Below are 24,192 nucleotides of genomic sequence, written 5' to 3'. Positions count from 1 at the left end.
CGAGAACGAGGTACCCCAGCGCGCGAAATCCCTGGGCTCAAGCACGCTTGTTTTCAAAGCGAGCGTCTCAGCGGCAGGCGCGTCGTGAATTATGGACATCGTGAGTTTAGGGATTGCGTGCCAGAACGTCGTCGTAAACTTGCGCCACCTTTTCCATCCGGCGGTGAAAGGAGAATTGCTGCTCAATCGTTGCTCGCGCGGCTTTGGATAGTCTTTCGCGGAACTCACCACTTTCAAGTAGGCTCGCGAGATGCACGGCGAGTGCATTTTTGTCGCCTGCGTCAAACAGTAAGCCGGTCTCGCCAGCGGAGATCAGTTTTGGGACCCCTGCCACCCGCGTGGCAATGACGGGCGTCTCCATCGCCATTGCTTCCAGAACAACATTCGGCAAACCTTCCCGATAGCTGCTCAGGACGAAGATATCGGCCGCTTCATAAAGTGACGTTGTATCTGAGCGAAACCCAAGCAGTTTCACGCGGTCGCCAACACCTAGCTCCTCGATCAGTGCAGTGAGGCGAGTGCGATCATCTCCTTCGCCCGCGATGACCAAGTCGCTCGGATGCTGCTGCTGAGAAAGCGAGGCAAACGCTCTGATGAGTACATCAAATCCCTTCTCGGGCGACAGGCGGCCGACAGCCAGGACGATCTTTCGACTCGGGTCGAGCCCCAGCGATGCTCGGGCAGACTCGCGCGACTGCCGACGACAGAACTGTTCGGTATCGATGGCGTTCTCGATGTAAATGAAGCGATCCGCGGGCAAGCCCCAGTCGAGGCAAGTGCGCAGCAGGTCATCGGAGACGCAGATGATCTTTTCGTAGTAACGCAGGCACCAACGATCGATGGCGTAGTAGAGCGGCGTTTTGTAAGTGAACTTCACCCAGCCATGCAACGTCGTCACCAGTCGCATCGGCCAATATCGGCTGACCCATAGACCGATCAAATTGCTCTTGTAATCGTGTCCGTGCCAAATCGCGACATTGTTCTCGCGGCATACCTGCAGGCATTGGCGAAAGACACCGATGTCGAGCGGGCCTCTATCGTCAATCTCAACAAGCGGTGCCTGCCATCCCGAAGCTCGATCGCGAATCGCTTGAAATCCTTCATCGCTCGGCGATCGCATGTAGGCGCAGATCGCCTGGTAACCAAGCGGAGGCAGGAACCGCGGCGAATTGAGAATCGTCTTTTCCGGACCGCCTCCTTGTCCTGTCACCACACGAGTGTGCAGGATAACCGGCAACTTCGCTCTGATGGCTGGATGCGAATCTCGAGATTCAAGGACTAAGGACATAGTTGGATCAGGTCGCCGAAAGAGCCACTTCGCGGCCAGCCTGTTGGCCAGCACAACAAACGATCGCTTCAAATGCGAGAGATTTCGCCTGCCATGATTCGGCCTCCAGACGCTGTCTCGCTGAGATTTGCGCACTCAGTTTTCCCGTGCGGGCGCGAGTTCGCACGAGCGCCGAAAACTCTTCGGGCGTCGAGGCGATGTCCAGGCAATCGCTCCACTCCCTCACTGCCGGCAGATCGCTGGAAACCATAGGCTTACCGGTGGCCAGATACTCCTTGAGCTTCAGCGGTTGCATGGCTCGGGTGACAGGCAAGTCGGCATAGGGCATCACCAGCACATCGGCAGAGTCGGCAATGCTCGGTAGCTCGGCCAGCGGTACCGATGGTCGATGGACTACGCGAGGAAGTTTCAGCAGCTCTGGATCAGGAGCATCGAGCGGACCGACCAACAGGATCGTGCCCCCGGTCAAATCGTGGGCCAGTCTGCGAATCCAGTCGACGTTCATTCGCCGATCAATGACACCCCAAAAAACGATCAACGGGTGCTCAGGATGTCTAAGGTGTCTTTCACCCGCTGCAGAATTTGGCGGGCTCCAAAAACTCAAGTCGACTCCGTGGGAAAGAAGCGTCGATTCCTTTCCACGATCCCGCAGTCGAGCGATGAGGTTGTCGCTCACGGCAATTGCCTTGTCGCAACGAGCGATGACAGCTCGCTCCATCCGCTCCATCGTTGGTTGATCCAAGCCCGGCCAACTGCTGAAGTCGTCGACGCAGTAGTATGTCCAGTGATCAACGGCCAGCTTGCCCATCAAGTCAGCGACAATCGGGACGGTTGTCACAGCAAAGACGGGTTCGCCCGCAGCTTCAACGATTGGCTGGAGCGCACGGTACATTAACCGTTCGTTCAACTTGCGATCGTGCCAACGTCGAAACCAAGGCCACATGCGCGGATTGATCACCTCAGGGTGCTTACCTTCCCAACTTTGCGGTTTGGAGCTGCGCCAGTGACGCAACTTTTCGGCAGCACGGTGAAAGGTGGGCCAGTCGAGAGTCGGTGGACGCATGCCGATGGTATTGACCCACACGACACGATGTCTGGGAAGCAAATGTCGAACGAGATGCTGACAGCTCGACGGATGCCGGCCCCAGTCGTCAGAGAATACGAGCAGCATCGATTAGGCTTCTTGAAGTGCCAGGGGCTGCTTGCTCACCGCGACGCTTGCCAAACGATCATAAATCGTGGCATACGAACGATGCATCTGACCTTCCGAGAATAAATCGTGAGCTCGCTCCGCTCCGGCGGAGGCCAGTTGTTGCGCTTGAGCTGGATTGCGAAGAACCTTGAGTATTCCGGTGGCCAAAGCCTCATCGTTTTTGGCAGGAGCCAGCCAGCCGTTGCGACCGTCGAGTACCACTTCGGCCACGCCTCCCACATCGGTAGAAACGATTGGCAAGCGCGCGGCCATGGCTTCGATGAGCGTGACGGGAATCCCTTCGCTGATGCTGGTCAGCAGAAACAAATCGCCCGCAGCCAGCAGTTGCCGCACATCGCTGCGCAGGCCGAGCAATCGGACGGTCGCTCCCAAGTCTCGTTCCAGTATTTCGTGTTCGATCTTGGCTCGCTCCGGTCCTTCGCCCACCAGCAACAGCTGAAAGTCAGGATGTTGTTCCCGCACACGAGCGGCAGCGCGAATTGCGGTACTGTGATCCTTCAAATAGTCCAGGCGAGCGACTTGAATGGCCACAGGTTGCTGCGGACGAATGCCCAGTTCAGACCGCATTTGCTCTCGCAGGCTCGCGTCCGTAGTGAAGTCATCGAGACGGACGCCGTTGTAGATGACTTCGATCTTGTTGCCGGGGATGCCTTCATTTTTAACCAGAGCCGTTTTCACGGACTCACCGACGGCGACAACCCGATCTTGCGACCGCAGAAACAGGCGATTGAAAAGCATCCGCTTGCGATTGGGCAAATCGGGATGCATTCGGCCATGCTCGGTGAAGAGCACTGGTACGCGAGGACCCAGCCACCCAGGCGCTCGTGAATAGAAGAATGGCGTGTACTGATGGGCATGGATCAAACCCGCGCGGCAACTTTGGGCCAATTGTGCGAGGCGACGCACGCAACCCACATCCAGGCCAGCCTTTCGTCCCAGAACTTCCACTCGGAAGCCTTCCCCGATGAGTTCATGCCCCAGGGTTCCCAGGCCATCCAAGCAGCCAAACACAAACTCGTAGCGGTGTTGCAGTCGCCGTGCGATCCGGGTCGCAAGAATCTCGGCACCACCGACCTCCAGCGAATGGAGAACCTGGAGCACGACAGGTCGCTCGCTGGTAGCTAATGAATCGTTCATGGTCAGGCGAGCAGCCATTTAGGGTCTTTTCGACGCACCCTAAACGTCCAACAACCAGCAGGGTTATTGGACACGCAACTATTCTTGAATTTAGTCCGAAGTGGTTGCAGTTGCTTTGCTTGCGACTCGTTTGCAGTTTTTGCAACTCGCTCGATTTGTCCAATAACCTGCCTGGTTGTTGGACAGGCACTTCGCTTGCAACCGCGACTTCCGCCTTGCGCGCACGACCTAACCCAATCGCACAGAGCGGGCCCATGCCTCAACCACCAAATTGTGACAGAACGTGCCGACATTATCTCAGTGTGGTTGTGTATTGTCAAGTATATCGTGATTTATTTTTAAGTAACTGAAGATTCGACGGGGGCCGGATGCTGGCGATTCATGCCACCCTCGCCGCTGCCCTGCCAGTGTGGCTGGGGCGAAGAAATGTGTCTGCCCATTTGCTGAAGACGAGTAGAGCCCACAGCGTTTGGCCGTTGCGCTGCCCGCCGCTTTGATGGCGCTCGAAGAGCCGACGCACTGCCGGCAACTCCAGATAGTCAGCGGCGATGCTGTTCGGTTGCAGCACCGTATCGCAAAACAGCTCTTTCAATGGCCCTCGAAACCAGGCGTCCAAAGGGATGTCGAATCCCTGCTTCGGCCGGTTGAGAAGTCCCTGCGGCAGCAAGTCGCCGCAAGCTTGCTTAAAAATCCATTTCGTTTCCCCTTGCCTCACTTTGAATCGAGAAGGAATACGACTCGCCAGTTCAAACAGTTCGTGATCGAGCAGGGGAGGTCGGACCTCCAGACCGTAGGCCATGCTCGCGCGGTCCACTTTCACCAGATAGTCATCGGGCAGGAGCGTGGCGATGTCGGCAGAGATCATGCTCGCGAGCGGATCGTGATTGCCGTCTCGGAATCCGCCATAGGTTAAGGCTTCAGGCTGATTGCCGTTTAACTGCTCGACGATCCCTGCCGCGAGAAGTTGGCGACGTAACGGCAAGCGACACCGAGTGAGTGTATTACCGTAAGCCTGATGCGGATCGAGTGAGAGATTCGTCAACGCAGTCTTCGCCCGCAGCTTTCGCGGCAACCAATCGGTTTTGGGCCAGTAGTGAGCTAGTCGGCTCAGGACGGACCGCCGCAGCCACTGAGGCAGATAAGCTCGTACCGCCGACTCGCGCAGGTCGTGAGCGTAGCGGGCATAACCACCAAAGGCTTCATCGCCGCCATCGCCGGAGAGGACGACCTTAACGTGCCGTGCCGCCAGCTGCGATACGAGCATGGTGGGAATGGCCGAGGCATCGGCGAAAGGCTCGTCGTAGTACCAGCACAGATCATCGAGCAAGGCGACCGCATCGGGCGAGACGACTTCTTCGACATGCTGTGTTTTCCAATGACCGGCAACCTGACGAGCATACGGAAGCTCGTTGAACTCAGCCTCACGGAAGCCGATCGAGAATGTCTGAACTGGCTGACCCGTTCTCTGGGCTGCCAGCGCCGTGATGACACTTGAATCGAAACCACCGCTCAGGAAGGCACCGACGGGTACATCGGCGATGAGATGCCGATCGACCGATTCCTCCAGCTTGTTGCGAATCGCCGAGCACCATTCGGCCTCTGATAGCTGTGCATCGGGTTGAAACTGCAATCGCCAGTAGCAATGGATTCGTGGCCGCCAGTCACTGGCAGAGATTGCCAGGGTGTGACCGGGCGGCAGCTTTTCGATGCCACGAATAATCGACTGGCTGCCTGTTACCATCCCAAAAGCCAGGTAGCTCTCCAGCGCGCTCACGTCGAGCGTGCGATCGTGTTCAACGGCCAAGATGGCCTTTAGCTCCGACGCAAAGAGGAGCCGGTGCTTGTCGAAACGATAGTAAAGCGGTTTGATTCCGAGCCGATCACGAGCGAGTAGCAACCGCTTCTGTCGACCATCCCAAAGTGCAAAGGCGAACATGCCGCGCAAGTCTTCGACGAGCGCATCCCCCTTCTCTTCGTAGAGATGAACGAGGGTCTCCGTATCTGAATTGGTCGCGAAGCGATGTCCTTTGCGTTCCAAGTCTTGGCGCAGTTCCCGATAGTTGTAGATCTCGCCATTGAAGACGACCTGTATGCTTCCGTCTTCATTGCCCAGGGGCTGCGATCCCCCGGCGAGGTCAATGATGGCCAGTCTGCGGTGCGCGAGTGCGATGCCCGGCGCACGAAACGCACCTTCCCCATCGGGGCCACGATGGATGATGCCGTTGGACATCCATCGCAGTTCCTCGGGAGAAATCTCCTCTCGGGGATTAGCTGAGGCGATACCGGCAATTCCGCACATGAACGACTGTTTGTCCTATTCGCCGGGAACCAAGATGCGCATTTGAGTGCCCAAGCTCAGTGGCTTGGCGATATCAGAAAGCTGGGTCACTTGATCGCGTCGGTCACCCACGATGCGGGCCGGCGAGCCCACCACAATTGCATAGTCGGGGACCGGTCTGGTGACGACGGAGCCAGCACCGACGATGCAGTGCTCACCGACATCGGCCATCACGACGGCTCGATCGCCAATCCAAGAGTCTTGGCCAATCGCGATGCGTGGCCAAACACCAGGCTGTTCGCGGACCGGAATGTCTAAGCGTGAGGTGCCGTGCTGACGACTGCCGTTCATGATCGAGACGTGCGAGCCGACGAGGACATCATCCGCCAGATCGACATCCCCCAAGCAGCAAAACAGTCCAACGTAGGCATCTTTTCCAATCGTGGCACTTGGGTGCGAAAACACCGTCCCAAACGAAATCACGCTACCGGTGCCAACTCGCGGTAGAGCGCCTGCATAGAAGGATCTGCGGAGGTAGGCGCCGATCGTGCCTGGAAAGACGCACATGGCCTGGGACCAGCCCGGGAATGCTCGGCCGCTGCCCACAATCAGGGCAGCTGACCAATACATCAGCAGCAACGGAAACACCGCTGCGGCCGCGAAGCCATTGGCTGCGAGTTTAGCTATTTGACGCACGATCGGAACGAACGATTCTCGATGAACTAAATGGTCGCGGCGACCCGAGGATGTTTCGGTGCCGTTTCCCAACCAATCAGCTCGGCCAATGGCTGCATAGTAATCGACCAGGCATGCCGGTTTTCGACGTATTGCCGAGCCGAGATCGCCAGTTCGCGACAGGCGAGTGAGTCTTCGAACAAGCGACTGATCTGGGAAACCCATTCGTCAGCTGAACATGCCGAGAGCAAGTCTTGTTCAGGTTGCGCTTGCAAACCATCCAAAGCTTGGGGAGAGGCAATCACGGGCTTTCCCATTGCCATGGCTTCCAGGATTTTATTCTGGACGCCTCGGGCAATCTTGAGCGGCACCACGACAGCGGTCGCCTTTGCGACGTGCGGCCGAACGTCTGGCACTGTTCCCGTTACTTCGATTCCAGGAGTTGACACCAGGCTTTTGACATCCGGCGGTGGGTTGCGACCGACAATTGCCAGCGTAGCTGCTGGGTAACGACTCAGAATTTGCGGCCAGACATCCCAACAAAACTGCTTGATGCCAGAAGCATTCGGGTAGTAATCCATCGCTCCCACAAACACGCAGTGGAATGGGCTGGCCTCAACATCCTGGGGCTGGAAGTAGTTCAAGTCGACGCCGTTTTCGAGCGCGAGTGTGCGGTCGTTCGGACAAATCGTGCGATAGAGATCAGCTTCGGCTTCGCTGACGAGAGTGATCGCACGTGCGCGGTAGGGCAAGGTCCTCTCCAGTGTTCGCAGGCGCTGGCCTTCCGTTTGATAGAGCAGCCTCTTCAACCCCGTAGCCTCTTGGGCGTAGTCCAGGAACTTCTGGCTGTCGACATCCACGAGGTCGATGATCGCGCGGACTGATTTCAGGCCTGGAAGTTGGAGATACTGCATCATGCTCGAGCAAAAGACGACGACTGCGTCGTAGGGCGTGGTGCGCGTCCACGAATCCAAAGTTCGCCGGAGATTGGTGGACGCGAACAGACCTTCCGTTGCCGATCTTCCCGCCAGCAAGCTCACTGCGGCTCGCAACCAGCGAGTGCTGGAAACCTGATCGATGGCGACCCGTTCACAAAGTCGGTCGAGTTCCTGGTGTGTGCCTGGCTCCAGGGGCTCGTCGGCCAGCGTTGCCAAAGAGACATCGGACCACTCGGCGAGAGATTTCAGAATGTGATACGAACGGATGCGGTCTCCGCGATTAGGCGGAAAGGGAACGCGATGAACGAGAAACAAGATTTTGGGTCGCGGGCTCATGGATTGCGAGTTCAGTTGGCGCTCGTTGCCAGTTCAACGGATGTCAACTTGCCAGCCCGCTTAGCGCGCCACGCGTCTAATACTTCGCTCATCGTTCCAAAGCGAAATTCTTCAAGCAAAAGGCGCAGCTTTTGTTCGGTAGTCTTCAGATTGACGTAATGACGAAAACGCGAGAACCGCGAACCATGGGGGAGCCGGGGTTGTTGGGGGTCCACTTCCCACGGATGAATGTAAAACATGAACGGTGTACCGGCCTGATTCAACCGGCCGAGCAAGTACTTGGAGAATTGCCAAGGATAAAGCCGAAAGTAGCCGCCACCTCCGGCAGGCAACCGCATTCCAGCCAAAGGGGAAACCGTCGGTGGAAACTCGGTGAGCGTTCCCGTGCTCAACTCCAAATCGTGGATGTCTGCCCGGGCATTGGGAATGCCGTATCGATCATGTCGAGTAGGAAAAATGCTGGAGTCGATGGTGAAGCCTTCGTCAGCCAGGATATCGAGCGCCCATAGCGACTTGGCCGTAATCGAAAAACTCGGCGCGCGATAGGCCACGGGGCGAATGCCCGCGGCATCCTCAATGGCCTTACGAGAGTCTGCTAGATCTTGGCGAAACTCCGCTGGGGTTAACGAGTAAACCAGCCGATGCCAATAGCTGTGTGAGGCGAGTTCGTGACCGGCTGCGTAGATTTCGCGAACGAGTTTCGGAAAGCGGTTCGCTACCCAACCCAGGACAAAGAACGTGCCGCGAACATCCACGCTGGCCAAAACCTCTAGCACTTTGTGAGTGCTGGCGACGACGCGACTTTCGTGGCTATCCCAGTCGGTGCGGGCAATTTGCCGCTCGAAGCCGGTGACCTGAAAATAGTCCTCAACGTCGACGGTAAAGGCGTTCAGGGTTGTGGGGGATGTCAAAGCCAGCTTCCTCTCCTCGCTCCAACAAACACTATTCGTGAGCCGCTACGCCGGCGACTTCATGCCTGGCTTCCAGCTGATGTGCGGCTCCCGCTTGCGGCCGGAACACCTTCGGTTGCTCTTGGGCTGCGAGCAGAGGATCGACCTGCGCGACCGTCACGGGTGCTGCGGGAGCTTTGCTCTCTGAGCCATCTTTCTCAACACCTTCCAAGACAACAGTCCGCTGCAGCGACATGATTCGCATGGCGCGGTCACCACGAACGCCAAAAATTCGGAAGAGTGTGCAGAGGAAGATTCGGAAATCGAGCGTTAGCGAAGCCTTCTCTACATATTCCAGGTCGAGAACCAGCTTACGCCGCACGCTGTTCAAATCGGTGTCTGGGGGAAGGTTGATTTGCGCGAGGCCGGTAATGCCCGGCGCGATGCGTAAGCGGTCTCGATAGCCGGGAATGTTCTGTGACAGGACGTGCACAAACTCTGGTCGCTCGGGCCGGGGGCCGATGAGTGACATCTCTCCCTTGAGGACGTTGATCAGCTGCGGCAGTTCATCCAGGTGGAGTTTTCGCAGCCAGTAGCCCAGCGGCGTGATGCGGGAGTCGCTGCCGATGGTGGTCCAAACCGGACCGGTCTTGGACTCGGCATCGCTGCGCATGCTGCGCAGTTTGTACATGGTATAGATGTGACCGTCTCGGCCAACTCGCACCTGGCGATAGACTCCCGGTCCTTTCGATGTTAGCCGGATCAAGATCACCAGGATGCCGATCATGGGCAACCCAGGAACCAGCAAGATTGCTGCGGCTAACAGGTCCAAAGCCCCTTTCCAGCCAAAGTAGCGCTTCAGCCGAGCTTTTGGCTGCTTGTCGAAGCAGTCGCACTCTGACTCTCCCTGTCGTTCCAAGCGCGAAGATAGGTTATCGGCCATTGAATTAATCCTTGGTCGCTGATCTGAGGTAGGCGGAGGCGGGAAGACTAGCGGTCAATCAAGTAGTTCCGCAGCACGGGGAGGAATGCCGTCAGAAAGTCATTGCAAGCGTCTCGTTGGTTTTCGTCATCGTTTACCGGACCAGCGAGTTGGAGCTTGTAGAGGTAAGGGCTGCCGCCGTAAGAGAAACGCGGATGATCGGGGGCCTGCCAGGTTTGGTGGTTTGTCCAGCCATACATGACACGCAGTCGAGTCTCGGAGACATTGTTGGCGGTCAGTCGCAGATCCCAAAATGTGTCCGAGTTTTTCGAGTCGCTTTCCGGCAGCGACCAGCTTTTGCGATCGCTCGTAATCTGATAGTCGCGAGCCGAGTAACAGACCTCGGGAGTATGCACCGAAATGGGCCCCGCTGGTCCCAGGAGCACCGCCACCGAGACTCGATCGCCGGTCCGCACATTGTCATAGACTCGAACGATGTGCCCTTTGCATTGCAGCACTTTCGCCGCCTCGGGATCGAGCTGCGTAGTATCGTCGCCGTCCCGCTTCCAGTCGCCAAATTGATCAGGGACTTTCTCCAGCAACTTGGCGCCTTGCATCACATCGGGCTTCAGTCCCCAACGGCCGATCAAGGTGCCATGCGCGGCCCCCACTGCGACCGTGATCGCAATCAGCAAGATACCCGTCAGTAATGTTCCGAAAGATTTCATGATCGTAGGCTGTTAGGGGATTAGTGCCGACCGCAACTCGGTGAGCAGTTTCTGTTCGTTCGGAGTGAGAATCTGCTTCTCAAGGTCTTGCTGCAGAGCCTTTTCTAGTTCGGTCCGCGCCAACTCGATGTTTTTCAGATCGTGATAAGCGAGTGCCAAGTGAAACCGGTAGCGTGGGTCTGCCTCGAGGCTATCGACGGCGGCTCGCAGAAATTCGACTGCTTTATCCGATTGGCCGTCGAACAGCAGGATCGTCCCCTTGGTATCGAAGAGGGCTGCCTCGGTTCCGGTGATCTCGATCGCTTTGTCGATGTGCTTGAGCGCTTCTTTGCGCTGGTTCGGGTTTTCCGAGAGCAGAGTGGCCAGATTATTGAGCGCGACGACGTGTCGCGGATTTTGAGCAACAACCTCTCGAAACAGCTCGACCGCTTCTTCCATTCGCCCTTGCACCACTCGCAACGAGGCGAGGCTGAAGAGCAATTGAGAGTCTTTGTGAAAGTTCTTCGCAGCAGCAGCCAGAAGTTTTTCAGCTTGCTTCGCTTCCGCGGGATTGGGTTTGAAACTGATGAGCAGGCGGGAGAGAGTGATGGCCGGCTTGGGGCTCTCGCTCTTCTCAGCAGCTCGCAAACTAATGCTCATCGCCTCGGACAATCGACCCTGCTCGGCGAGTACGCGGGCCAGTGGTTCGAAGGCTAGAGGAGACTTGTCATAGAGCTTGCGGTACCATGCTTCGGCAAGTGGCAAGGCCTTCACGGAGCCAGCAATCGCACCCAGATTCTGCAGCGCGGCCAGCCGCTGCTGATCGTTCGACGCTTTAGCCAGCAGTCGCTCACCAGCCGAATTGACAAAAGCCGGAATCTCTGCCGACTTACCTTGACGAAGCATCAGCTGCGAGCGAAGCGAAACAATCGCGATCGTTTCTTTGTCCTTCGCTTCGAGCGTGGTCAGCAGCAATTCGGCTTGAGCTGCATCGTCCAGCAGAAGTGACAAGCGAATCTGTTCGGCGAGGAAAGCGGAAGATCGCTGCGCGATAGGCTGGAGGTCGCTAAGCTTCTTCAACCACCGCGTTGCTTCGCGATTGTCTTTGTGCCGGACCAGGAATTCAATAAACGCGATGAGGTGTTCTGGCTGCGCTGTCGATCGTGCACAGAGATTGACGAACTGCTCTCGGGCATTCTCCAAGTATCGCTTTTCCTCTGGCGGCTCGACGGCAATTCGGGATAGCTTTTCGTAAAGTTGCGAGAGCATGAGGCGATCGGAGGGAACCTGGCTCTCGGGACTGGCGATCAGCTCCTCGAGAATCGCGACCGCCTTTTGATAGTTGTCTCCACCACCGCGCTGGATCAGCAGGATGGCAGACAGTCGATTGTCTAACGATGATTGGCTGCTGTCAGCAAAGTCGATCAGCAGTTGTTTGACTTCATTCCAGTCAGCTTCGGTCCCTCGAGCTGCCAGGATGGCGGCGAGCGTGCGCCGAGCGATGCTCGATTGTGGGTCGAGCCGCAACACTTTTCGCAGGCACCGCTGCGACTCTTCGGGGTCGGTCCGCAGGTGAAAGCCAGCGACTCGCAGCAGGATGGCCGTGTTTTCGGGAGCCAGGTCGGTGGCCTTGCGATACTCGTCGCCGGCCGCGGCGGTGTCGCCGAGCAATTCATAACCCTGTGCCAAAACAAAACTCCGCTCCGCGCCCCCCAGTTTCGCCTGTTGACTAAGCTCAGCGAGGGTCTTGCGCGCGACTTCCTTGTTCCCCTGGCGAACGTAAAAGGAAAACAGGCCATTCCAAGAGCGGACGTTTTCTGGCTCAAGTTTTACCGCTTGCTTAAAGGCAGCTTCCGCTTCCTCACGCTGGTTGTTGACCAACAGCATGCGTCCCAGCCAGATGTAAGCAGTGGGATCGTTGGGGCGACGTTCAACGCCGCGACGCGCAACTTCTACCGCATGATCGGGCTGGTTTTTTCTGATTTCGACAGAGCTTTCGAAGGCCGTGAGGTCGTGGGAGAACGGAACGTGAGACTTGAGGCGAGAGAGATACTTTTCCGCGTCAGCCGAGCGATTGCGGCGATCGAGCAAGGCTATGAGTTGCTCAAAAATACTGACTCGCTGTTCTCCCAAGTCGATCGCTTGCTCGAAAGCCAAGATGGCCGAATCGAAACGGCCGAGCCTTTGTTCGACCAATCCCTTGAGCGCTGCAACCTCGGGAGAGGTGGATCGCAAATGATGGAGGACCGCGACTTCGTCGGCAGCTTGATTGAGCAAGGGATCGTTGTTTGACTTGGCCTCGATCATCAGTCGCCGAACTCGACTATAGCGAGCCAAGGTAGCGCCTTTGTCTCCGCTGGTATCCATAGCCGCTTCCCAGCGTTTCAGGTCGGTCAACTCGCGAGCATTCAAATCGATATCGCTAATGATCCGTAGAATTGCCAAGTCCTGCGGGTTCTTTTCGAGGGCACCTAACAGGAGCTTGCGAGCTCCCGAAAAATCGCGGCGCGCCAGTTTCACATTGATCATTTCGCGTTGAACTGCCGGTGGAGCAACGGTCGCACTCTTCAACGAGTTCAGTAGCAGCTCTTCTGCGCGGTCGTACTCTCTGCGCATCGTCAGAACGCGAGCTCGAATGACAGTCGCCTCCTCCGCGTTCTGAATTGCCAACTGGTCACAGGCAAGGTCTGCATCTTTGGGTTGACCAAGCAACTGATAGACAATGGCCAGCGATTTCCAAAACTCCTTGGCCTCGGGATACTTTTCGCCTGCTCGGCGTAACACGTCGAGTGCTTGCAGTCGCCCCTCCTCAGGCAAATCGGAACTCTTCGCTTTGGCTACCAGGTAGTCCGCCCTCAGCAAATCGGTTCGCCATGGCTCTTCCATGGAGCCATCGGCAGCCCGAGCTTGCGCTTCGTTGAGCGAAGTTTCCAATCGCTTCCAGATCTGATCTTTTTCTTGAAGCGCTGCCTGTTGCTGAAACAAGGCGGCTGCCAAGGTATGGAAGGCCCTGCCACTGGCGCTTAGCTGAACCGCCTTCTCGGCACGTTCGACGGCCAGATCCGAGCGATTCGCCGCCAACCAAGCAACGGCAGCCCCTAGTTTCGCAAACGCCGACTTGGGCATTTGGCCACCGGCCCGATCGTAAGCTGTTCCAGCTTCCACCCAGTCGCCGTTAGCTGCGAATGCGCCACCGAGCAATAGCCAGGCTCGCGCCGATTGTTCGTTCTCGACGCCTAACTGCTCCTGACGTAAGACGACTTGTCGCAAGTGAGGAATCGCCTGCTGAGGACGTCGATTCCTGACATGCCACAGGCCGCGGCGATAATCCTGGTCGCGCTGTAGTTGCAGACGAGCTTCCTTGGTAGTCGACGAAGGGAGCCGGGCGATTTCTCGATCAAGGTCATCTAATACCCGCCCAGCTTTATCCAGTTCATTCGCGTCGATCAACGCATTGACCAAGGGTGTCTGAAACGCGATGGCTGATTGCGGGAACTTTGCCAGCCCTTCGGTCCAGATCTTGGAAGCAGCCTCGAAGTCGTTTAAATGAAGCAGCACTTCACCGAGCGCTATCCGTGGAGATGGATCGAGGTCAGCAAACTTGTGACCAAGAACCTTCTGGTACAAATCGCGAGCCCGCTCCCAATGGGGCGTTGCATTTGCGGTTGTGCCTCCTGTTTGCCGAATCCGCATCCCTTCGCTTTGAGCGGCTTGCGCTGCCGTCATCAGTACGACAACATTGTTCGGCTCCAGTTCTTCGGCCTTGAGCAAATCTTCCCTAGCCCCGGCCAACGCATACTTGGTGCGATAGGCATAGCGGGAAAGGTAGGGCCGCGCTTCCTGGGGCGACGTTGCAATCAGACGATCGATGCAGCCATCAGCTTCAGCAAACCGCTCTTCCTCTCTGACATCCGGGATTTCAGCAGTCGAGATAGTCTTGTCTCGCAACGACAGAGCCAACAGTTCGGCCAGTTCGACATCACCCGGATTGGCTTGGTGGGCGCGTCGCAAGGCACTGATGATGCCAACTTCGTTGAGTCGTTCGCGGGCAAAGGAGCCCTTACCATACTGACGAGCCAGAGCGACCGCACGAAGTCGTAGACCAATAGCATCGTTCGGCGCCAACACGAATATCTTCGCCGCTTCCTGTTCTGCTTCTAAATACTGGCCATTTGCGATCAACAACACTCCAGCCTCTTGTCGCAGTGAAAGCTCTTCCTCTTTGACGCCGGTGCCGATGGCCCTGAAGTACAGGCTGATTGCCCGTTGATGGAGAGACCTGCTCTTGGGCGAGAAATGGGGGAGGCCTTGTTTGAAGGTGCGAGCCAGCCGAATCCTCGCAGTGTGATCGTCGGGAGCTAACTGCAGATAGCGACTGAGATATTCAGCGGCTGCCAGCCACTTCTCTTCTTCTTCCAGCGAATCTGCCCGCTCCACCAGAATGGTCGCGGTACGGGCGACCTGCCAATTGCGGGCAAAGTGCGCACCGATGCCGATCGCTGCGAAGCACAGCAAGCTCAGCACAAGGAAAGGAATGTTGAGAACTCGCGTCTTGCGATTTGAGTTCGCCGAGCCAGCGTTAGAGTCGATGGATGTCACGGAATTAGCGAGAAGTTCGTCGTTGACCTGGGAAGAAGCGAAGAGCGACTTAAGTAGGCTGTTCCGGCACTGCGTCGTAGAGATACTGGCCATACTTATAGGCGTACTGGTTCAGGGGAATCCCAACCAAGACGGCCCCCACCGATTGCACGCCGGCCGCAGCCATTCTCTTCGCGGCGTCTTGCGATTGATGCATGCGAGAATAGTCCCGCCGCATGCAAAGGACCGCAGCATCAGCCGAGCGAGCAAGCACCAAGGATTCACTGGCAGGCAGAATGGGAGGCGTATCCACAATGATGTGCTGATAGGTCTCGCCTAGGCGGTTCAGCAACAGTCCAAACTCACCCTTGCTGAGCAGGCGATGCGGACTGGAACGTAGTTGGCCGGCGGTCAAAATATGCAACTTTTCGTTGAAGTTGGTTTCAATGGCTTCGTCCACAGGACACTCGCCGGAGAGCACTTCGGCCAGCCCGGGACACTGGTCGATATCGAAGATCTGGTGGACGTCTGGTGACCGCATGTCGCCATCGATCAACAGCGTCGGCTGGCCCGTCGCACGAGCAATACTGACTGCCAGTTGGGCTGCCAGGCTGGTTTTTCCTTCGCCGCTCACGGCGCTGGTGACTGCCAGAACACGGAGCCCTTGGAGAGATTCGACCAGGCTCAGGTACGTTCGCAGGCTGTCGACGCTCTCTTCGAACATCAGCACATCACGATTGGCACCCTTGCGATTGAAATCGGAACTGCGCGTTCGAGTCGGCAACGCTGCGACCTCGGCAATGACTGCAATCTGGTTAGTCTCCAGCTGAGCGCGGCTGCTCACGCGACGCACCAAATGTTCCCAGCCGATCGCCAAGGCCAGCGGAAGCAAAAAGGCCATTCCTCCCGCCAAGGCGACTTTTTTCAAGGGAAACACTTCGTCAGGCTGAACAGGAATGGCCGCCTCTTTGAACAGTTCCACACGATTCGGCGCGCGTTGCTCGGTAGTGATAGCCAGAATGCGAGCTGAAATTTGGTCGTGAATCCTGGTGACTTGTTCCAGCTTCGACTTGCGGAACTCCAACTCCAACGTGGTGCCAGCAAACTCCTTGGCCTTCCCCAATCCTTTGTCAAACTGCGCTTTCAGCACGGTCAGACGGGACTTTCCAAGTTCATACTCTCGCTTCAACTCTGCCAACAGGCTGACGCTGTTCTTGGCCGCGGTGCGAACCATCGTCTCCTTGATTTCTTTGTGCAGACTGGCGCGCAGAGGCTCGACCTCGTCATTTAGCGCCTTCAATTCTGCCTTGATTTGGTTGTACAGCGAGTTGCTGGCGAGATTCTTGCCGATCCGCTGAAGATCAGCCTCCTTCTTTTTCAAGGCATAGATCCGGGACTGCAAACTGACAAAGGCTTCGTGCGATTCGACTACCGCCGCAATTTCCGCAGCGGGAGGCTCCACCGTCTGCTTGGCCAGTCGCTCTTCTTCGAACTGGATGCGATGGGCCAAGATCTCTTGCTCGACCTCAAGCCTAGCGAGATCGTCCTGAAGTGTGGCCAGCGGATTGACGGCCTCCTTCTCGGTTGTTTGCGAACGAAATGGATCGACGCCGGTCAAGTCAATCGACAGCTCCCGCACCACTTCCCGCAGTTGATTCATTTCTTCGTAGCGGGCTGCCCGCTGCTCTTCCAGCAGCCGAATAATACGAGAGTCTTGCTCCGATTCGATTCGAGTGTTGAAGGCCAAGTAGGCGTTGACGACTTCTCTCACGACCAACTCGGCCTTTTGCGGAGACTCGCTCGAAAACGAAACGACGTAGATGTCTGAGTTGCTGCGCGGCCGAATGCTGATTCTCTTACCCAACTCCAAAATGGGGTCACGCGTTTCGGCCAGTTCGGGGGTTACCGCGATGGCAGGCTTGCTGATCAGCGGTCCCAGTAGCTTCGGGCTGCGGATGAATTCAAACTGATTCTGAATGAACCTCTTTGAGTCGGAGTGGACATCTCGATTCAAGACAACCTCTTTGTCGGTAATCAATATCCAAGAATCTGCCGTGAACAGTGGTTTGTGCAGTAAGAACACAGCACTACCGGCCGCGACGGCCAACAAAACCGCCGCAGGGATGGCGATCTTCCACCAGCAGCGGATTGCCAGCAAAACTGTCCGCACGTCGAACTGTTGCTTACCTGCCGATGAATCTGGGTTGGATGAAATTGGCGAACTCAAGTGGAAAACCCTGCCTCGATTACGGTGGTCAGATTTCTACACGACGAACAAGAGCACTAACGGTGAGCTGCTCCTGCTCGCGCAATACTTTGCCGAGATACCAAAGAACCAACCAAAACATGGCGGCGGCCAGCGGGATCATCGCCCAGCCTGCGAAGTCATGGGAGAACTTCTTTGCTGCTTCGCCGGACACATACTGGTACATCAGCGAAGTCACGACGATCCGAATGGCGTTTGCTGCGATGGCGATGGCCGGCACACTCAGCACCAACAGCACTCTCTCCCACCAGGCCTTTCGCACAAGCATCAAGTAGGCGAATGCGAGCGCGAAGATACTGACGAAGAGTCGCAACCCCGAGCAAGCCTCAGCGATTTCCATCGTGTACTCGCCGATCAGAATCGTGTGCCCTTCGGCGATGGCAGGTTGGCCAAGCAGCTGCAGTATCCAACAGCTGAGTTTTGTGGCGATGCCTTGCAGCGGTAGGCTGAGCATGCTTTCCATCCGGAATGGCAATGGAACCATGAAGAACAAGAAGGCGATCGATGGCGCGGCCCAGCGTAAAGCTGCCGATCCAAACAGGATGGCAACCGCACCCGCAATCCATGGCAGGATCGACCAACCATCAATCGATTCGAAGTAGAAGGCCCCGGCCACCATTCGCAAGCCGATGCCAGCAGCAATCAGCGCGCTCCCCAGCAACCACGAGCTGCGGCCAACACCAGGGAACGAATCTCGGCGCCACCAGAGGAAAAAAGCTGCCAACGGCGCAACCAAGTAGCCGTGCGAATAGTCGGATTCTCGCTCCCAGGCGTTTCTCATCTCAAGCAGTGTCGGCCAGTAGGCCCAAACACCAACCGCCAAGACGACGACTCCAATCGCACAGCGTGCGACTACGTCTTGACGATCTTGGGCCGGTGCTATTTCCGCTGCCTGCACCACTTTCGGTGGTGTATTTTTACGGCGGCGAGCAGTGCGCGAAGTTTTGTCGGGACCTACGGCGTGCGACATTCGAAGTGAACTAGAGAGAGAAAATGAAACGGCGTTTTCGGCTCGTTTTTGCGATATTACTGCTGAGTAGATTCGCGAATCGAGATCTCAATCACGACTAAATTCGTTAGATACTCTTGCAGATTAATGCAGCTGTAATCGAAGAGAAGCCTGCAGCCCGCGTGCGAACTTCCTAGACTCCGTCCGCCTGGGTGACACCCAATTGGATGGGCCAAGCCCTTGATCACCCCGGCTCAAAGAGGAAAGAAGTGAGCCGGGATCGGAGTTCAAACTTGTCGCATACTACACCACAATTCTGATTCGTCAAGCGATTTACGCACCGAGCTTGCAAAAAAGACCGACAGCCCTTTCGCTGGCTGACAGCAGGACAATGTCGTTTCAGCCAAGCAGGCGAACGACTTTGAGAATTTCTGGGTGTCGCTGTCATGTCGGCTGCAACTGCGGCATAGGACAGGTAGAAGTGGATGGAGCGAACGGTTGTGTCGCCGGTTTCGCAGATAGAAACGATCGCTGAAAGAAGCGTACACATGAAAATCACAGTTATTTTAAGCATGCTCGTCGCATTGGGAATGGCCCTTGCTTGCTCTACCGCAAGTGCGACGATTGTCATTGATCAGTTCTCTACCCCAAATCAGTTTATTGCAATAAATACGACTTTCTTTACCGGCATTCCGTTTACGAGCACGCCTCCGGCCATTATTGGTTCAACCCCTGCCGCCACCTACACCAATGCTGGATATTTACCCACTCCTTTCGGAGAGATAATCTCCACTGACTCACCAAATTTGGTATTAGGCGAAGAACGCGATGTGCGATTGGCACTGACGTCCGCCGCGGGCGACGCTGGATTCAACAACAACGGCTTGTTGCATAGCACAAACGGAACGGGGTCAGTTTTGTTGTTGCAGTACGATGGCGTTGATACATCTCCTTCGTTCACGAATGGTAGGTTGCTGAATGATGGAATGGCGGGTGGCTTAGCATCAAATGCACTAGATCTTACACAAGCTGGCGCGAACAACGCGTTCGTCTTTACAGACGTGATGTCGGACTTCACCGTGACATTTACCGTTACAGTCTATTCGGCAAGCACCTCAGCAACTAGGAGTATCAGTGTTGGTCCAAGCAATACTTTGGACTACTATCTTGGTTTCAACAGCTTTGGCGGGTTCGACTTCACGTCGGTGCGAGGCATTGACTTCATAATCACTTCAGACATCACCGAAGACGTCAATATCGGATCCTTTGAGGCGGCGGGAGTTGATCCCGTGCTGCTCCCAGCTGTCCCCGAACCTGCTAGCTTGGTGGTTTGGTCGATGCTGGGACTTGGTGGATTGGGAATGAGCTACTTCCGCCGTCGTAAGCCGGCAGCTTAGCGTTTGCCAGCTGGCGCAATCGTTCACTGTGAAAGCCAAGCGAGCCCCTGTGGTCCGCTTGGCTTTTTGCGTTTTGAGCCGGACGATTGCGGAAGGGTTGCGGGGTTGATGGGTAACGCTCACCAGCTGCGGATGGGTGGAAATTTCGAGCAGGCCGAATTGTGGCAGTCCGCTCGCATTTGGTTGCTTGGAGCAGCGGCCATCTTCACGTTGATCGCCATCTATGGCTCGCTGGTGCCACATCAATTCAGAGCGGTGAGTCTCCGGGTAGCGATCCAGCAATTCCGCCAGATACCGTTCCTGCATTTGACCATCGAATCACGCTCGGATTGGGTCTCAAATATCCTACTCTTTATGCCCTTGGGCTACTTCTGGCTCGTCGCGCTGAGCGTCGGCCGCTCTCGCTTGGTAGCGTTGACGTGGGCGTTGCTGCTGGTGCCTACTCTCGCCGGCTTGAGCATGGCAATCGAGTTCACACAAATCTGGTTTCCAGCGAGAACAGCATCGCAGAACGATATTGCAGCGGAGTCACTTGGGGCTTTGATTGGTGCGCTCGCCTGGATTGGTTGCGGCAATTATGTCACGCGGTGGATGGGCAGCTATTTTGCTATTGAGGTTCCAGCGAGTCCCATCGCCTGGCTGCTCCTAGCTTACCTGGCCGGATTCATCCTCTATTCCCTCTTACCGCTCGACTTGACGATTCGCCCAGGAGAATTAGCCCTAAAGTATCGCGAAGGGATTATCTCGCTAGTTCCGTTCGCAGATCTTGGTTCGATCTGGGACGCAGCTACGCGCTTAGCTATAGACGTGTTGTTGGCAGTACCCATCGGCGCACTCGCAGGATCGCTCAGGACGACGAGCTCAAGCTGGCGATTGATTGTAACAGCTACGCTGAAAGGCGTTGCAGTCATAGCGGCAATTGAGCTCGCCCAAGTATTCGTTTTCAGTCGCACGGCGAGCCTGACAGATGTTGTGCTGGGCGGTGTCGGTGTTTCAATTGGCGTGCTGGTTTTCCGCAGCGGTGAACTCCGTCTGGCCGAGCGTACGACAACGTAGTCGCCCCAAGAAACGCCAAAAGCCCCTTTCGGGGCTTTTGTCGCAAGTTCTTATAGCTATTGAACTTAATCAAACGAGGCCGACGGGGCTCGAACCCGCAACCACCGGATCGACAGTCCGGTACTCTAACCAATTGAGCTACGGCCCCTTACGGGAGACTGTGAATTTTAGCATGCGGTCGGAGTCTCGCAAGTCCCGGGCGCGGTCCAGGCCAGAACTCTTTTCGACGGCGGTTGGGTTATGTCGAAAACGCGGGTTTTGCAGCCAGCCAGACGGTCTTGCGGCAGCTACGCAGCACAAACCGGACTGCGCGTAACCATAAGCTACGCTTGAATTAGGGGACGCCTGCGCAGGTTGCCGGCGTCCAGCTTTGGTTGCGTTGTTGAAGAGGGTCGTCGCATGGCAATGTTCTCGAAATACTCAGATCTGCTGATTCGCCAGATCAATCACATGGAGCGAATTCACTGGATGGGCCTTGCCGTGGTGCTGGTCGTTGTCGGCGTCGCCTGCATGCGCGGCATGAACACCCGCATGTAGCCGCTTCGCGCTTCCTCGCCGACAAACCCACCGCCAGCCCAGCCCGCTCTCGCCAACCTGCCTGCAAGCTTCCCGCCCCATATATTCCCCCCTGCTCACCTGCCCACCTCGATCGCGGTGCTGAATCGGCTTCGAACCTGCGAAGTCGCTCGCGCCGCTGGAGACTCCTGCTATGGACATCGTGTCCCTCGGTTTGCCAACCACGGTAGCGCTCGCTGCCATTGCGGTGATCGGTTACTTGTTTGGTCAACGCACGCAGCCTGCTCCGAACGATCAAGCTCAACTTCGCCGCGAGTTGAAACGGGCCCGCGGCATCATTCGCGATCTGGAAGTGGTCGCGCAGCAAGTGCGCCGCGACCTGGCGCGACACCAGGGAAGCCTTGGCAAGTTTCGCAGTCGCCTGCGCGATCTGACCGAAGCCGGCGAAATCGCTCCGAATGAACCGATCGAAATGCTCGCCAGCGAAACCGATAAACTGCTCGAACCAACGCAGCATTTGACCGAACGGCTGACGCAGGCCTACGAACTTATTCGCCAGCAAGCCAATCAGCTGATGTCGTTCAGCGAAGTGCGCACCGACGGCCTCACCGGACTCGGCAATCGCAAATCGCTCGAAGCGCTCCTCGCTTCGCAGTTGGATATGCATACTCGCTATGGGCTGGTCTGCTCGGTGGCGATGTTCGACATCGATCACTTCAAGCACTTGAATAATGAACAAGGCTCTCCGCGCGGCGATCAGGTGCTGCAGCAAGTGGCTCAACTGCTCGATCAATATGCGCGCGAGTCGGATGTTGTGTGCCGCTTTGGTGGCGAAGAGTTTGTCGTGGTGTTGCCCGGCACCAGCTTGCGTGGCGCGAGTGCGTTTGCCGAACGGATGCGAACCACCATCGAAAAGCTCTCGCCGGTCACGGTCAGCTGCGGCGTGGCAGAGATGATGACGGCCGACGACGTCGCGGGGCTGCTTGCCCGCACCGATGCGGCTTTGTACTCGGCCAAAACAGGTGGTCGGAACCAGGTCATTCAGCACCTGGGAGCCAGCGTGCGTGCCGCCGAGAAACCACTGGCGAAGCCAGAGTCGATTACTGCGATCACCGGCCGTAAGGTCAATCACGACACCGTGGCCCGTGACACCATCCGTCACGTCAGCCAAACTCTGCGAACAAGCGGAGTCGAGCGGATTGCCGCTCCTAAAGGTGAGCTGACCAGCATGAAGTAGTAACCTGCGGCTGAGATTCTGGCCTAAATGGTAGAATCGTCGCGACTGGTAGGAACCTACTCCAAAGTGCCAAAGCGGCGCGGGCAACGGGTGGCTGATTAGGCACTCATGAACTATACTTCGTGTGGGAAACGCCTGCCGTTTCTCCTGGTAGGGCGTGTTCATGGAATCGCCCCCCACCAAGCCCTCCCATTCGCTAGGTGATTCTGTAGCCTCATGCCGCTGCTCGTTCTTCGCTGTGTATTCATGCTCGTTGCCATCGGAGTGGCAACTTTGTTCGTTGGCTTGTTGCGCGATTACACAGGCTCGCCCGCCATTCCGTGGATGATCTTCTGCGGCATCCTGGTCCTGGCAAGTGCGGTCATTGCCGCCGACGTCCTCATTCCCCGCAAACAGATCGAAGTTATCTCGGGTGTCTATTTCGGCCTGCTGATTGGTGTGCTCCTCACCTATATCCTCATGCTCGCCTTGGCCCCACTGTTGCCAGAACCCGACCCCAACGACAAGCATGTTCCCATTGCGCGCATCGTCGTACAGCTGATGCTCGGCATGGTGCTCTGCTATACGTGCATCAGCGTGCTGCTGCAAACCAAGGACGACTTTCGCTTTATCATCCCCTATGTGGAATTCGCCAAAGAAGTAAAAGGTCTTAAGCCTTTTATTCTGGATACAAGCGTGGTGATCGACGGCCGCATCGCCGATTTCGCCGAGACCAATATTCTCGATAGCCAGCTCATCATGCCCCGCTTCGTGCTCAACGAGTTGCAGGCCATTGCCGATAGCAGCGATAAACTGCGCCGGGCTCGCGGTCGCCGCGGACTCGACGTGCTCAATCGCTTGCGCGCCAACGAAGCCATCGACCTGAAGATCTACGACCGCGAAATGCCCGAAGCCGCCAATCAACCTGTCGACATGAAGCTGGTACTGCTGGCCAAGCATCTGGGTGGCAAAGTGGTCACCGGCGATTACAACCTGAACAAGGTTGCCAAGCTGCACAATGTGCCGGTCGTCAATTTGAACGACATTTCGAACTCGCTGAAGCCGGTGTTCTTGCCTGGCGAAGCCCTGGCCGTCCGTATCGTCAAACCGGGCGAAGAAGCCGGGCAAGGCGTAGGCTATCTCGACGACGGCACGATGATCGTGGTCGAAGGGGGCCGCGAGTTCGTCGGCAAGGAAGTAAAAATCTCGGTCACCAGCGTGCTGCAAACCAGCGCTGGGCGAATGATCTTCGGTCGCTACGCCGCCGCGTAATCTGACCATTCCGCAATTCTCGCTTGCCACCCACCGTCCTCTTTCGCGGCAACGATTGCTGCCGCGCTTGCATGCTGCCTTGATAACCACTTTTGATAACTTTTTCGCCGATTTTTTCGCGATAATCAATCGATCGAACGTCAATTCAGCACTTAACTTGCGATCAAAAAATCGGAGAATCGGGCGAATTGCCGATAACCGTTTGATAACCACGGGACACCCCCTGAACAGCCCCCCTTGAAGCTGCCAGTGATAACCCGTCCTCGCGCCGTTGCGGACCGCCCTCGCGCCCATGATGCACAATCCGCCTGCATGATTTTTGTCATTCGCACGCTTCTCCATCATCGCGCTCCCATCACTATTCACGGCCCCATACTCCCGTTCGGCTGCCTGCTTCCTAAGTCGTAGTTACCACATTACACGCTATAAACTCTGTTGCATATTGTCAAATACAATTTAACAACTGACTGCAAATTATGTTCCCGATTTCGGCCCATCGGGACGAATGCGAAGCGAACACATCACCGGTTCGCTCGCTGCCCCACTTTTTCCTTGCTG

The 24,192-nt window shown here is 56.6% G+C and carries 17 protein-coding genes and 1 tRNA gene; 5 read left to right on the top strand and 13 right to left on the bottom strand.

Features of this window, described 5'->3' with window-relative positions; all coding sequences use genetic code 11:
- Positions 1-106: 106 nt before the first annotated feature.
- The 12 genes from NA78x_RS01135 to NA78x_RS01080 form a co-directional block, all read right to left on the bottom strand.
- A complete protein-coding gene (locus NA78x_RS01135) occupies positions 107-1,288 on the bottom strand; it encodes a glycosyltransferase family 4 protein (RefSeq protein WP_425616578.1) in 1,182 nt (393 codons plus the stop codon).
- Between the two features lie 7 nt (positions 1,289-1,295).
- Complete coding sequence (locus NA78x_RS01130) at positions 1,296-2,180, bottom strand: glycosyltransferase (protein ID WP_425616577.1); 885 nt, start codon at positions 2,178-2,180, stop codon at positions 1,296-1,298.
- 282 nt (positions 2,181-2,462) lie between these two features.
- Entirely contained in the window at positions 2,463-3,656 is a 1,194-nt protein-coding gene (locus tag NA78x_RS01125; RefSeq protein WP_425616576.1) for a glycosyltransferase, read from the bottom strand.
- A 361-nt stretch (positions 3,657-4,017) separates the two neighbouring features.
- Positions 4,018-5,937 carry an asparagine synthase (glutamine-hydrolyzing) gene (gene asnB / locus NA78x_RS01120; RefSeq protein WP_425616575.1) on the bottom strand — a complete coding sequence of 640 codons (1,920 nt, stop codon included), beginning with the start codon at positions 5,935-5,937 and terminating at the stop codon, positions 4,018-4,020.
- Between the two features lie 15 nt (positions 5,938-5,952).
- The gene (locus NA78x_RS01115; RefSeq protein ID WP_425616574.1) at positions 5,953-6,612 is read right to left on the bottom strand and encodes an acyltransferase; all 660 of its coding nucleotides are present in this window, start codon (positions 6,610-6,612) and stop codon (positions 5,953-5,955) included.
- 26 nt (positions 6,613-6,638) lie between these two features.
- A complete protein-coding gene (locus tag NA78x_RS01110; RefSeq protein WP_425616573.1) occupies positions 6,639-7,865 on the bottom strand; it encodes a TIGR03087 family PEP-CTERM/XrtA system glycosyltransferase in 1,227 nt (408 codons plus the stop codon).
- A gap of 11 nt (positions 7,866-7,876) precedes the next feature.
- Positions 7,877-8,776 (bottom strand): XrtA system polysaccharide deacetylase, encoded by a 900-nt coding sequence (locus tag NA78x_RS01105; protein WP_425616572.1) that lies wholly within the window; start codon positions 8,774-8,776, stop codon positions 7,877-7,879.
- A 31-nt stretch (positions 8,777-8,807) separates the two neighbouring features.
- Positions 8,808-9,698, bottom strand: coding sequence for a sugar transferase (locus NA78x_RS01100; RefSeq protein WP_425616571.1), 891 nt, complete (start codon positions 9,696-9,698; stop codon positions 8,808-8,810).
- Positions 9,699-9,745: 47 nt separating this feature from the next.
- Complete coding sequence (locus NA78x_RS01095) at positions 9,746-10,405, bottom strand: exosortase-associated EpsI family protein (protein ID WP_425616570.1); 660 nt, start codon at positions 10,403-10,405, stop codon at positions 9,746-9,748.
- Between the two features lie 12 nt (positions 10,406-10,417).
- A complete protein-coding gene (locus NA78x_RS01090; RefSeq protein WP_425616569.1) occupies positions 10,418-15,076 on the bottom strand; it encodes a tetratricopeptide repeat protein in 4,659 nt (1,552 codons plus the stop codon).
- The gene (locus NA78x_RS01085) at positions 15,033-17,132 is read right to left on the bottom strand and encodes a polysaccharide biosynthesis tyrosine autokinase (RefSeq protein WP_425616568.1); all 2,100 of its coding nucleotides are present in this window, start codon (positions 17,130-17,132) and stop codon (positions 15,033-15,035) included. The genes NA78x_RS01090 and NA78x_RS01085 overlap by 44 nt, the downstream gene beginning before the upstream one ends.
- Positions 17,133-17,217: 85 nt before the next feature.
- A complete protein-coding gene (locus tag NA78x_RS01080; protein ID WP_425616567.1) occupies positions 17,218-18,198 on the bottom strand; it encodes an exosortase/archaeosortase family protein in 981 nt (326 codons plus the stop codon).
- A 527-nt stretch (positions 18,199-18,725) separates the two neighbouring features.
- Between NA78x_RS01080 and NA78x_RS01075 the strand changes: the two genes are divergently transcribed.
- Positions 18,726-19,574, top strand: coding sequence for a hypothetical protein (locus NA78x_RS01075; protein ID WP_425616566.1), 849 nt, complete (start codon positions 18,726-18,728; stop codon positions 19,572-19,574).
- Positions 19,575-19,682: 108 nt separating this feature from the next.
- Positions 19,683-20,630 carry a VanZ family protein gene (locus NA78x_RS01070; protein WP_425616565.1) on the top strand — a complete coding sequence of 316 codons (948 nt, stop codon included), beginning with the start codon at positions 19,683-19,685 and terminating at the stop codon, positions 20,628-20,630.
- Between the two features lie 74 nt (positions 20,631-20,704).
- On the opposite strand, the gene NA78x_RS01065 is transcribed toward NA78x_RS01070, so the two are convergent.
- Positions 20,705-20,778 (bottom strand) — tRNA-Asp (locus tag NA78x_RS01065).
- A 251-nt stretch (positions 20,779-21,029) separates the two neighbouring features.
- Here NA78x_RS01065 and NA78x_RS01060 point away from each other — a divergent pair.
- The 3 genes from NA78x_RS01060 (at position 21,030) to NA78x_RS01050 (ending at position 23,634) form a co-directional block, all read left to right on the top strand.
- Positions 21,030-21,167 (top strand): hypothetical protein, encoded by a 138-nt coding sequence (locus NA78x_RS01060; protein ID WP_425616564.1) that lies wholly within the window; start codon positions 21,030-21,032, stop codon positions 21,165-21,167.
- Positions 21,168-21,339: 172 nt separating this feature from the next.
- On the top strand, positions 21,340-22,383 hold the full coding sequence (locus NA78x_RS01055; RefSeq protein ID WP_425616563.1) for a diguanylate cyclase: 1,044 nt from the start codon (positions 21,340-21,342) through the stop codon (positions 22,381-22,383).
- 216 nt (positions 22,384-22,599) lie between these two features.
- Positions 22,600-23,634, top strand: coding sequence for a PIN/TRAM domain-containing protein (locus NA78x_RS01050; protein ID WP_425616562.1), 1,035 nt, complete (start codon positions 22,600-22,602; stop codon positions 23,632-23,634).
- Positions 23,635-24,192: the final 558 nt, after the last annotated feature.

Origin of the sequence: Anatilimnocola aquadivae (assembly GCF_049819085.1) — a bacterium.
Lineage (GTDB): Bacteria > Planctomycetota > Planctomycetia > Pirellulales > Pirellulaceae > Anatilimnocola.
The sequence above is the reverse complement of the archived record's forward strand: the minus strand, read 5'-3'. Positions and strand labels throughout refer to the sequence as shown.